Origin of the sequence: Cutibacterium avidum ATCC 25577 (genome assembly GCF_000227295.1) — a bacterium.
Lineage (GTDB): Bacteria > Actinomycetota > Actinomycetes > Propionibacteriales > Propionibacteriaceae > Cutibacterium > Cutibacterium avidum.
The window spans coordinates 1,853,072-1,864,895 of sequence record NZ_JH165054.1 but is presented as its reverse complement, the minus strand read 5'-3'; the positions used below and the strand labels follow the sequence as shown (position 1 = coordinate 1,864,895).

The window sequence follows — 11,824 nt, the reverse complement described above, 5'->3', positions numbered from 1 at the left end:
GAGTTTGCGCCCACGTGACCCACACGAGTTCCTCGATCTCGAGCGCCTCCGGTCCCTCGACGGTCACCATCACCAACTGTGGTGCTCGCCGAGCCTTCCCCTCCCATGCGCGACGAGTGTTCGTCAACGACAGCAACATGGTCGCGATGATGTTGTCGATCGGCGCCGGCGACCAGATCGTCGCGGCGACGGGGATCAAGGGCCAGACCGATGCCTTGGCGAAAGTTTACGGCCACCGGGCGGTGTCGGCCCTGCCCGACAGTGACGGCTCCTACCCGACGCTCGAACAGGTTCTGGGCGCGCGACCCGACGTCATGCTCGCCGGGTACGGATATGGATACGGTGAAAGCACCCATCTCACTCCCGAGGAGCTGCGCGCACGGGGCATCAGTGCCTACGTGTTGTCGGAGAGTTGCCGTGCGAAGAGCGATGACAAGGCTCGCGGAGTCATGGATCCCTGGACGGCCCTGCGGTCGGATCTGAGCAACCTGGGCGCCGTCACAGGGCACACCCAGGAGGCCCTGAGGGTCGTCAAGGACATCGACACGCGACGTCGGGCTCTGGCCCGAGCCCCTCAGGCATCGACCAAGCCGACGGTGCTCATGGTCGACAGCGGCGACACCGGCAGCGTGTTCACCAGTGGGCGCTACGGCGGCCCTGAAGGCATCATCAAGGCGGCGGGTGCCGTGAGCGCCACCACGGACGTGGCCAACACGTGGACGTCGATCTCGTGGGAGAAGATCGCGCAGACCCGACCCGACGTCATTGTCTTCGACGACTACCCCGGCCAGACGATGGCCCAGAAGGTCGCCCTGCTCGAGGCCAATCCGGCCACGAAGAACCTTCCTGCCGTGAAGAACCGCCGGTTCGTCAACATCGCGTACCCGGCGTGGACCAGTAGTCCACTCAACGTCGATGCTGCCGAGACACTGCGACAGTCCTTGGAGAAGTACCGCTTGGTCCCCGCGTCAGGGATCAAGCCGCGGCACGACGTGACCGCTCGCGGCTGAGCCCCCGCTCGACGATCGCCCACCTTCACACGGTCGTCGAGCGGACCAGTGCGGATCCACATCCGATGTCAGTTACCTCCAAGTGCAGGGAGCGGAACCTCGGCATCAGGCTCTCCGGTGATGCGGTTGCGCAGGTCACGCCGGGTGAGCTCGATGACCCACATCCAGAACACGTGCCCGAAGGACTCGCTGAGGTGCTCGTCGAAGGGCTGGTGCCAGGGGGCGGGGACGGTGCCCATGGCTGGCATGAGGATGAGATGGAAGAGCACCCAGATGGCCAAGCCGAACACCGCGCCCTGCCACAGCTTGACGCGAGGGTGCTTCTCGGCCAGCAGCGCGTACACGACGGCGAAGAAGATCGAGAACCCGAAGTGGACGATGAAGCTCACGAAGGGGAGCGGCCACCCGCTGAAGGTGTACGACATGTGAGTGAAGTGCTCGCTGAACCCAAGTTGCTGAAGGAGCTGCTGGGGAGGGTTCGTGGCATTGCGTGCCGCGGTGCGCGGAGGCAGCGGAACTTCCCAGCCAAACTTCACGATGGCGCCGATAATCCCCGCGAGCACGCCCGCCCATAACGCGGCACCATACCTCCGGCGACACGGCTCCGTGGTGTTCGAGGTCATGTGATCAACTCCTTGCACGACCCAGCGCTCCGGGACGATGACATGCTGACAGATATTCATGGCGTGACCGCTCGCTGCTGAGAGTAGCTCAGGACCACGCTGCGCCCTCGCCACGGCCAACGCATGGTGCGATGACTAGCATCGGTTCGCGCGAGTCTCACCGGTGCCTGCGCGAAACTCGTCATAGGTGACCATGAGGTAGTCGACGAAGGACGTGCGGACCTCGGGGCGGGAGAAGTAGGCATCGACGAGCCGGCCGTTGCGGTTGGTGCGGTCGACGATGATCTCGTCGGCCATCTCCTCAAGGGCGAGGCGGTACTGGTCACGATCGTTGTTCTCAGCGACCATGCGCATGTCGTCGCGTTGTATGACGTCCCTGCGGGTCTGTTCGAAGGTGAGCTTGTCGGCGTCATTCAGCTCGGCACCGAACTTCTCGTTCATCACCGCGATGAGGGCCGAGAGCTTGTCCGTCTCGGGCTCGTTCTGCTTGCCGAGGCCACCGCCGGGCAGTGCGGTGCCGGGGATGTCGTCGTCGGCTTCCAGATCGATGGCGGTCTGGTCGGTCACGGCCATCCGCAGATGGGTTAGCTGCACCTGCTTACTGATCTGTGGCATGGGGTCCCCGTCTCGGGCGGGCAGTTGGGTGAGCAGCACCTTGCCGTACAAGTAGAGCTTCTCCAGCGACGGGTCGATGTACTGCATTACCTGGGCCAGGAAGGCGTAGGCGCGGCAGAACTGGTCGAGGGTGGCGCGGAATGCCTCCTGCTGCTCCTCGTCCAAGGCGGTCCAGCGGCCGACTGCCGGGTGAAGGTTCGCGTACACCTCGCCCTGGCGGTCCGGGGCATCGCTGAGCAGCGCGGTCACCGAGGCGTCCATCTCGGGCTCGGACAGCACCTGCGCGGACCACAGGTCGTTGCTCATGTTGTAGAGCACGTTCGGATCGGTCGGTGTGGCCAGTGATGCCTGGTAGAAGGGTTGGAAGGCCTGCTGGATCTCCTCGGCGGTGTTGGCGAAGTCGAGCACGAAGGTGTCGTCCTTGCCGGGCGTCGTGCGGTTGAGCCGGCTCAGCGTCTGGACGGCCTTCACCCCGGACAGCTTCTTGTCGACGTACATGGTGTGCAGCAGGGGTTCGTCGAAACCGGTCTGGTACTTCTCCGCCACCACGAGCACCTGGTAATCGGCGGTGTGGAACTTCTTGGGAAGTTGTCCCTCGGGGAAGCCGTTGAGCTCGGCCTCGGTCCACTGCTTCTCGGGCATGTCGGGATCGGTCACCGGGCCACTGAACGCGACCAGCGCCTGTAGCGGGTGAGTTCCGCGGTCGTAGCCCTTGCGCATGATGTAACGGTCGATGGCCTCCTTGGTCTTCACCGCGTGCAGTCGGCTGCGGGTGACCACCATGGCCTTGGCGTGCCCGTTGATCTTCATGGCGGTCTTCTGCCGGAAGTGCTCGACGATGATCTCGGCCTTCTGGTCCATCTCGTAGGGGTGCAGGGACGCGTATCGAGCCAACGCCGCCTTGCCCTTCCTGGTCTCCAGGTCGGGGTCCATCGCGCCCTCGGCGTTCGCGAGCCGGTAGTACACCGAGTAGGTCGTGTAGTTGCTCAGCACGTCCAGGATGAAGCCCTCGGCGATAGCTTGGCGCATCGAGTAGACGTGGAAGGGGTGCATCAATCCGTCCTCGCCCCGTTGCCCGAACAGGTCAAGGGTCTTGGGCTTCGGAGTCGCGGTGAACGCGAAGAAGGACAGGTTCTTCTGCTTGCCACGGTGCGCCGCCGACTCGATGATGACATCAGCCGCATCGGCCGCCTCCTCGGCGGCGTTCTCGGCCTCCTCGGCGGCCGCGAGGAGGGCTTCGGGACCACCGAGCACCCTCTTGAGATCCTTCACGGCTTCCCCGGAGGTGGAGGAGTGGGCCTCGTCGACGATTACCGCGAAGTGTCTGCCCGCCACCTCCTTGGCCTCGCCGTTCTTGGCGTCCTCGGCGGCAGCCTGCACCACGACGGGGAACTTCTGCAGTGTCGTGACGATGATGCGGGCCGCATTGCCCTCCAGCGCCTCCTTGAGCTGCGCCGAGTTCTTGTCGACCCGCACGATCGTGCCCAAGGTGTGGTCGAACCCGGCGACGGTGGCCTGAAGCTGCTGATCGAGCACCTTGCGGTCGGTGATGACGACGACCTTGTCGAAGATCGGTTGATCGTTGTCGTCGTGGAGCCGGGAGAGCTGGTGGGCCGACCATGCGATGGTGTTGCTCTTGCCCGATCCAGCCGAGTGCTGAATGAGCCGATCGACCCCGGCGCCGTCACGTTTCGTCGCGTCAAGTATCGAGCGGACGGCGTGCCACTGGTGGAAGCGGGGAAACAGGATCGTGCCGTCGCTGTCGTGGACGAAGTTGCCCAGGATGTCGAGCCACGCGTCGCGCTGCCACACCTGCTCCCACAGGTATGACGTCTGGTAGCCGCCTGAGCTGGCTGGAGGATTGCCCGCAGTTCCTGGATGGCCGGCACCCGCGCTGCCCTGATCGAAGGGGAGGAACCGGGTCTTCTGCCCGGCGAGCCTGGTGGTCATGGACACGTGGTGCGGGTCGACGGCGAAATGCACGAGCGTGCGGCGGGCGAAGATGAGGTCGGCCGGGTTCCGGTCGGTGCGGTACTGCTGGCGGGCGTTCTCGACGTCCTGCCCGGTGAGGGTGTTCTTCAGCTCGGCCGTGGCGACGGGAATGCCGTTGACCACGAGCGTCATGTCGAGTGAATCCTTCGGGCGCGACACGGAATGATGAAGCTGGCGCACCACAGCCAGCCGGTTCGCCTCGTAGCGGGCGGTCTGTTCCTCGTTGAGCCCGGAGGCGGGTTTGAAGTAGCACAGGCGCACGTCGACGCCCCGGTCCTTGATGGGGGAGCGGAGCACCGAGATCGTGCCTCGCTGGTTGAGTTCGGCGGCCAGGCGCGTCAAGAACTTGGTGCGTGCTGCGTCGTCACCACCATGGTGCCGGACGAGTTTCGCCCACGCCTTCGGCTGGGTGGACTGGACGAAGGTGATCAGTTCCTGCGGGAACAGGCCGAGCTTCTTGTCGTAGCTTCCGGGATCGACCTTCGACCACCCATGGTTGAGGAGGTGGGCCTCGATGTTGCCCTCGAAGGTGTGCTCAGTGGTGACAGACATAGCTCACTCCGGAATTTTCGTGGAGGCTGTGGTGACGTCGAACTCGCCCGTGACGGCGGCCGTGATGAGGGATTGCTTGTATTCCTGCAGGAGAGAGATAAGTTGCTCACCCGTGGATCTGGCTGCGGCAGCCGACTCGCAGTATTCGTCCAGGTAGTTCACTATCGCGCTCTGCTCCGCGAAGGGTGGTCTCGGGACTATCTCGGTGGCCATCTCATTTCGGTTGATCCCAGGGACGGCAGCTCTGGCCTGCATAGCGCTATAGGGGAAAGCCTTGAGAAGGTAGTAGATCCAGCGCAGACTATTTCCAAATGTCTCTTTGACATACAGAGTGGTGTTGTGAGGCCAGTACGGCTGATCGATCCAGTGCACGTTCCCAACGCTTCCGTATCGACCTATGACGACACCAGGGCCATTAGAGATCGGGGTGTTGTGCCAACCGCTGATTCCCGCAGTGGTGATGACTGGAACCGGCCCAGGTATCTGTTCATCGGCGGTCAAATCTACTCCTCGTTGAAGTACAAGTACTCGAGACAAGGAGATCATCTCTGTTCCGGCACTCCGTGCCGTGAACCACGGATGCCCAGACGAGACAACCCCGGACGACTGAGGAAGAGCACCGGCCACTGCGCTTGTTAAGACCGTATTGAGAGCCTCACCTCCTAGAACTCCCTGCTGCTTTCGGGCTGCGATGATCCGGTCGATCCGGGCGACGCGGTCGTCGAGGAAGTCCGCGATCCGCCGCTGCTCCTCTACTGTCGGCAGCCATGTCTCGATCTTGGCGAATGTTTCCCATGGGATGTCAAACTGATTGGGCGGCAAGTTCTTTCCGAGCCCTGCATATCTACTAACGGCCCATTGAGAGCGCAGAAGATGATGGGCATAGCGACTGTCCAGTGTTGGCTGAGCTCTCAGGATCCAGTAGGCGGGGCTGGTGATTCCGCGAATCTCGGAGCGGCCGATGCTTCCATGCGGCTTGCCGAGGGCATTCATGATGATGTCACCGGGCTCGACCACCTTGTACCCGCTCAGATCAAGTGAGGGGGCTGGTCGACCGTCATCGCCGCCGCGGAGTCGCACCCCCGTGGCCACAGACACTCCGAGCAGGGGAAGGTCTGACTCCCCGCGTCGGTCGATCCTCGTCAGAAGGTGTCCCAAGGTCTCAGTGGTCACAGCCCTAGTCCCGTCATCCAGCCCTGGATCTGGGCCTCCAACTCCTTGATCTCCGCGGCGATCTCCTCGACAGGGCGGGGCGGCGTGTAGACGTAGAACTGGCGGGTGAAGGGAATCTCGAAGCCGAGCTTGGTCTTGGAGTGGTCGATCCACGCGTCGGGCACGTACGACCGGATCTCCTCGGTCAGGTGCTTCTCAGCAGAGTCGAGCAGTGCCTGGACGCGGGCGTCATCATCGAGGTCGAACCAACCGGCGGGCAACGGGATGTTCTCCTGGTCGCGCAGGTCGGTGTCGGGTTCCGGCTTGCCCTTCTTCATCACCACCGGCGCATCTGGATCATTCACCGCGCAGGCGGCGGCGTACTTCTTCTTCTGCGTTGCGGTCATGCCGGGGGCGTCGGCGAGTAGGGCCTTCTGCGTGCCGTATGTCCTCCCGACCAGATTGGTGAACTGCTCAAAGGGTGGGGTCTTGACGACAGCCTCGGTCACCTCCCAGCGCCGATGCAGGGGGCGTTCGACGGTGACGCGCTGGAATCCGAAGGTCTCCCGGGGCAAGACCTTGACGCGCTTGTCGTCGGCGAACTCGTCGAGGGCGCCGCTGAACAGGCGCACGATTTCGTCGATCGCGTCATCGGTGAGTTCCTTGCGCTTGTCACCGAGGCTTTTGCGCATCTTGGTGCCCATGTCGCGGGCATCAATGAGTTTCACCAAGCCGCGTTCGGCGTCGGTCCTGGCGTTGGTGAGAATCCACACATAGGTGGAGATGCCGGTGTTGTAGAACATCTGGTCGGGCAGGGCGACGATGCCCTCCAGCCAGTCGTTCTCCAGCAGCCAGCGGCGGATCTCACTCTCACCCGATCCGGCCTGGCCGGAGAACAGGGGAGAGCCGGACAGGACGATGCCGACGCGCGATCCGTTCGGACTGGCGTCGGTGACGGGCTTCATGTGGCTGAGCATGTGCTGCAGGAACAGTAGGGAGCCGTCGGAGACGCGGGGGAGTCCGGCGCCGAAACGACCATTGAAGCCTTGTCTGTTGTGTTCGTCCTTGATGGGTTGGGCGTAGCCCTTCCAGTCGACGCCGTAGGGCGGGTTGGCGAGGATGAAGTCGAATTTGTCGGTGGGGAAGGCATCGGCGGTGAGGGTGTTGCCGTTGTGCATCTGCTCGGGGCCGATGCCTTGCATCATGAGGTCGGACTGGGCGATGGCCCAGGTCTCGTCATTGAGTTCCTGGCCGTAGACCTTGACGAGGGCCTTCGGGTTGAGCTCCTTGATGCGGTCCATGGTGATCATGAGCATGCCGCCGGTGCCGGCCGCCGGATCGTAGATGGTACGCACCGGCATCTGGTTCTCGGTAAGGTCGCGGGCGGTCTGACCCCCGATGAGAAGATCGGCGACCAGACGAATCACTTCACGCGGGGTGTAGTGCTCACCGGCGGTCTCGTTACTCATCTCGGAGAACTTCCGCAACAGTTCCTCGAAGATGTAACCCATGGTCTCGTTGCTGACCTCGCTGGGACGCAGGTCCAGGTCCGCGAAGTCGGCCATGACGCCGTACAGGATCCCGGCGTGGTCCATCCGGGTGATCTTCCCGTCGAACTGGTACGCCTCGATCACCGTCGCCGCGTCAGGGGAGAGGGACGCGATGTACTTGGCGAGGTTGTCAGCCAGGTTCTTGTCGTCACTGAGCAGCCGGGCGAATGTGTACCGCGACGTGTTATAGAACCGCTGGCCGCAGATACGCTTGAGCACCCTGTCCTGACCAGGGCCAATCTCCACCAGACCATCGGCGTACTCCAGGACCTCATCCTTGGTGGGCTCCAGCACCGCATCCATACGGCGCAACACCAGCAGCGGCAGCATCACCGAGCCGTACTCATGTTGCTTGAACGTACCGCGTAACTTGTCCGCCACCCGCCAGACGAACGCCACCTTGTCCTGAAAACCCTGCGGAGCCATGTGATCCCTTCGTCGCGAGTGGAGCAATGGCATCATAACGTCGAGACACCCGATTCACGCGCGGTGAACCGATTGACGGTGACACCACGCCGTGACACGTCGCCTTCGGGCGGGTCGAGTCCCCGCGGCTCATGTTGGGGCAAATGCACTTGAGTCTTGCGGACTCAACGCTGCAGACGGTTCGCTTGTAGTGAGCTAGCTGTGCGCAGGTCTGCCGACCCCGTTGATATGGGACTGACCGTGATGGGCGTGAGCATCCGCTCATGCCGAAGGGCGCCAGGCGTGTGTCGGGGCTGGAGTCCAGGCCAATGAGGACCGTGGTGTCACTGTGGTGGGACTGGAGTCTGATGCGCCACATGGCCAGGTATCACTAGGCTCCATGCTCATGGATGAACTCGCGGAGGATCCCGTCTGGAGATCCATTGCCAAGGTCTGCATGGCTGTCGCGCTGATCGCGGTGCTGTTCAACATGACCACTCAGTGGGAGCTGGAAGGCCATTTCCAGACATGGTCCTTCGTCCGCAAAAGCATCGCCAAGGTCGTCAGCTCGGGGACCGTGTGGGCAGGCGTCGCCGTCTACGCTGGATGGAAGCTGTCCCGTCCAACCGTGGCATTCCTGGGCGGTATTGTCGCGTCTGTCGCGACCTTGTTCATCCACTATGTCGTCGGCGGCGTGCTCGACTTCGTCACCGGCTGGGTGATCCACCTAGATGGGACCAACGACCTGCTAGGCAACCTGAACTGGTTTGCTGCTGCCGCACTGCTGTGCGGTCCGCTGGGCCTGGTGGGGTGGATGGCAGCAAAACCAGGTGGGGCTGGCGCAGTGGCACGTTGTGTGGTGCCGGTGGGGGCGCTGTTAGAGCCCTTCGTGATGGGTTGCTTCTCCACCCCCTTTCTGGGACGTCCTTGGGCGGAGCGCTACTCCGACTACACCAGCGGAGTCTTGCTGGTCGCGCTTGGACTCATGGGAGTGGCGTGGGCCCTGTGGCCCCGAGATCGAGGACACGGACAGCTCCGTCGGCCCTTCTCGACCTAAGGCCAGTGAGGACCCGCACCAGCCGCAAAAGGCTCGTAGCCAACGCTCGCTCACGTCGCAGGGAGTGGAGGCCAGTCAGGCCCAGTGCGCGGGGGAGTGGAGGCCAACCGGGAGACGGGTGCGTGCATCACTTGAGAGGGCCTTTGCCCTGCCCTGCTGACCTAGGTGGTCGTTCTCCCAGGTCGCAGCGGCAGAAGAGGCGCCCCATCCGATCTCGAATGGCCGCCTGAGCACCGACTCAGCATCTCCGAGGAAGTCAATGTTGACCAGTTCGTCACGCTCACCAAATGTGGTGAAAGGAACAAGCTCACCATCCACCAGTTTCCGCTGTAGGCCGGCAGTCCCTGGCGCCATCTCGCCACCCCACCATAGTTGTCCGATAAGAGACATTATGTCATTCCACGAAGGTCGAATGGTCATTCATCATCGAGCACCCCCGGATGTGCGCTATCCCAAATCGGTGACGCGTGGACTACGAATGTCTTCCGTACCGGATTCGTGGATTCCTGACTACCAGTTCGGGCGCTGTCGGTTCCTTTTGATCTCCCCGCGTCGTTTCTTCGCCTCAAGGCGACGACGCTGCGATCCCCTGGTTCGTTTGGTGGGACGGCGTCGTCGCGGTTGGACGCATGCCTTCTGGAGCACGTCGGCCATCCTGGCACGAGCGAGACGGCGGTTGGCCAACTGAGCCCGCTCATCCTGAACGGCAACCGTCAAGACTCCATTGACCAGGCGATTCGACAGGGTTGTCAGCAACATCGGTCGCAAGTGTTCTGGCACGGCGTCAGAGCGAGCCACGTCGAACTGCAGTTCGACCCGTGAGTCGCTGGTGTTCACGCCCTGGCCGCCAGGCCCGGAGCTGTGGGAGAACCGCTCCTGTAGTTGTGACTCGGGAACGACGAAACCAGGAATGATCTCCATCTCTTCTATCATGGTCGTCGCTCCCCTCGCTATTTACTCGGCCCGGATACTCCTTCGAACAGCCCATCAAGGATACCCACGACCCCGAGCACCACCTCCACAGGAGCCTGTGTGCTACGCAGAATTCGCGTCTACGGTTCCGATGACCGACACGGCGTACACCTCCTCCTGCGCCTTGATGGGTGAGAACTTCTAATCCGGTGCGGACCATCAACACTTCACGGGACGTCACTCCAATGCGACACTGTGTGCCGTCATCCGCCTGCGGCGCTGCCGGTCAATCCACAGCAGGATGATTGTCAGCGCGAGTGTGACAGCTCCGACGTAGTACGGGCCACCGACCCCCCACAGGGAGCTCAGCGCACCGGCAAGAGTGGGAGCGCACGCGCCGCCGAGGAAGCGAACGCCGGAGTAGGCCGACGACGCGACCTCGCGCTGGATGTTGCTCGCGGACATCACGATCTCAGTCATGGCAGTGTTGACGATGCCGATGAACAGACCGCCAATGATGACCCCGATCACCTGAGGAATCGGCGAGATCCAGGTCGCTAGTAGGACCTCGTCAATGGTGAACAGGATCAGGGTGACGACAACTGTGCGACGAATACCGAGGTGTTCGCAGGAACGCGGTCCGAGCCACACCGACCCCAACGAGACCATGAGGCCCCAGCCAAAGAAGACCAGACCCAGATCGAGCGGGGTGAACTGACCACCAGCTCGAATGGACGCCTCGGCCAGCGGAAACGGCGCGTAGGCAAGCAAGGTGAAGTAACCGTAGTTGTAGACCAGGGCAGCCAGCATGAGAATCGAGATCCGCGGATCGACGAGAGCCTTGAACGGCTCGGCAGCAGAGCGGCGCTGGGACTTGTCGATCGGGGTCGGCGGGACGAAAAACGCGATGGCGACAAGACCGATCGCCATGAGAACTGCGGTGCCGAGAAAGGGGCCCCGCCATGAAATCGAACCCAGGGCGCCACCGACGAGCGGACCCAAGGCCATTCCGGCCCCAAGAGCACCTTCGTACAGCATGATGGCGCGACGGGCATCGGCAGAGGCGCCAAGAACTGTCGCCAAGGCGGTCGAGACGAAGAGAGCGTTCCCAACTCCCCAGCCGCCGCGGAATCCGATGATGAGGTTGACGTGACCGGACAACGCGCAGGCCGTCGCAAAGGTCACGATGATGACGAGTCCGACGAGAAGGGTCTTCTTGCGGCCAATGCGGGTGGCCACCCATGAGGCGAAGAACATCAACGCGGCAGAGACAAAGAGGTAGGTGCTGAACAGCAGCTCGGTCTGCCCCGGGCTGGCGTGCAGGGCCGACGAAATCTCCGGGAGGATGGGGTCAACGACGCCCACCCCCATGTAGGAGAAGGCCACCGCAATGGTGACAGCCCACACGGCCGGTCTGATGGGTTCTTTGCTCGTCACTTCTTCGTCGTCCTCTCATCGTCGTCAGACAGCACCTGGACTGCCCTTCGCAAAGCCGGAAGCGCCTGAATCAGTATGGAACGCTCTTCGTCGGTCAATTCCTTGAGAGCAGGCACGACCGACTCCCCCACTGACAATTCGCAACGGCGGCAGTAATCACGACCCTCATCAGTGATCTCGATCAATCTGCTGCGGGCGTCGTCGGGGTCGCGCCGTCGCGTCACCAGGCCGTCACGCTCAAGCCTCTCGACGATGTCCGTCGTGGTGGTTGGCCTGGTTCCCTCCACGTGGCTGAGGGTTCCGGTGCTGACGCTCCCCATCACTTCGAGGGTGTGCAGGACCCGCCACGTCACTGAGGACGGCGGAATGCCAGCACGTCGCTTGGCCAGGCGTTGAACTCGTCCGCACGTGAGAACCAGGTCGGCTGCGGATTCGGCCTCAAGCGGGTCGAAGGGTTCGGGCAAGATGCGTCCGGAAGTCACGTGACCTCAGAGTACTCCGGTTTCCGGAATACTTCAT

9 protein-coding genes are annotated in these 11,824 nt (G+C 62.8%); 2 read left to right on the top strand and 7 right to left on the bottom strand.

Annotation, left to right across the window (positions count from 1 at the left end):
• Positions 1-14: 14 nt before the first annotated feature.
• Positions 15-1,010, top strand: coding sequence for an ABC transporter substrate-binding protein (locus HMPREF9153_RS08335; RefSeq protein ID WP_036979751.1), 996 nt, complete (start codon positions 15-17; stop codon positions 1,008-1,010).
• Positions 1,011-1,078: 68 nt separating this feature from the next.
• Here the strand turns inward: HMPREF9153_RS08335 and HMPREF9153_RS08330 are convergent, their stop codons facing one another.
• From HMPREF9153_RS08330 to HMPREF9153_RS08315, 4 genes are all read right to left on the bottom strand, one after another.
• Positions 1,079-1,633, bottom strand: a complete 555-nt coding sequence (locus HMPREF9153_RS08330; protein WP_015582644.1) for a YagU family protein — start codon at positions 1,631-1,633, stop codon at positions 1,079-1,081.
• A 135-nt stretch (positions 1,634-1,768) separates the two neighbouring features.
• Positions 1,769-4,792, bottom strand: a complete 3,024-nt coding sequence (locus tag HMPREF9153_RS08325; protein ID WP_004811225.1) for a type I restriction endonuclease subunit R — start codon at positions 4,790-4,792, stop codon at positions 1,769-1,771.
• Positions 4,793-4,795: 3 nt separating this feature from the next.
• Complete coding sequence (locus HMPREF9153_RS11570) at positions 4,796-5,785, bottom strand: restriction endonuclease subunit S (protein ID WP_169311835.1); 990 nt, start codon at positions 5,783-5,785, stop codon at positions 4,796-4,798.
• A 176-nt stretch (positions 5,786-5,961) separates the two neighbouring features.
• Positions 5,962-7,920: a type I restriction-modification system subunit M gene (locus HMPREF9153_RS08315; protein ID WP_004811221.1), complete on the bottom strand. Its 1,959-nt coding sequence runs from the start codon at positions 7,918-7,920 to the stop codon at positions 5,962-5,964.
• Between the two features lie 385 nt (positions 7,921-8,305).
• Here HMPREF9153_RS08315 and HMPREF9153_RS08310 point away from each other — a divergent pair, with 385 nt between their 5' ends.
• Positions 8,306-8,956, top strand: coding sequence for a hypothetical protein (locus HMPREF9153_RS08310; protein WP_023033425.1), 651 nt, complete (start codon positions 8,306-8,308; stop codon positions 8,954-8,956).
• 510 nt (positions 8,957-9,466) lie between these two features.
• Here HMPREF9153_RS08310 and arfB read toward each other — a convergent pair.
• The 3 genes from arfB to HMPREF9153_RS08290 all read right to left on the bottom strand — a co-directional run bounded on the left by arfB (position 9,467) and on the right by HMPREF9153_RS08290 (position 11,625).
• The gene (gene arfB / locus HMPREF9153_RS08300) at positions 9,467-9,889 is read right to left on the bottom strand and encodes an alternative ribosome rescue aminoacyl-tRNA hydrolase ArfB (protein WP_004811215.1); all 423 of its coding nucleotides are present in this window, start codon (positions 9,887-9,889) and stop codon (positions 9,467-9,469) included.
• 216 nt (positions 9,890-10,105) lie between these two features.
• Positions 10,106-11,305: an MFS transporter gene (locus tag HMPREF9153_RS08295; RefSeq protein WP_004811214.1), complete on the bottom strand. Its 1,200-nt coding sequence runs from the start codon at positions 11,303-11,305 to the stop codon at positions 10,106-10,108.
• Positions 11,302-11,625 carry a MarR family winged helix-turn-helix transcriptional regulator gene (locus tag HMPREF9153_RS08290; RefSeq protein ID WP_004811212.1) on the bottom strand — a complete coding sequence of 108 codons (324 nt, stop codon included), beginning with the start codon at positions 11,623-11,625 and terminating at the stop codon, positions 11,302-11,304. The genes HMPREF9153_RS08295 and HMPREF9153_RS08290 overlap by 4 nt, the downstream gene beginning before the upstream one ends.
• Between the last annotated feature and the right edge of the window lie 199 nt (positions 11,626-11,824).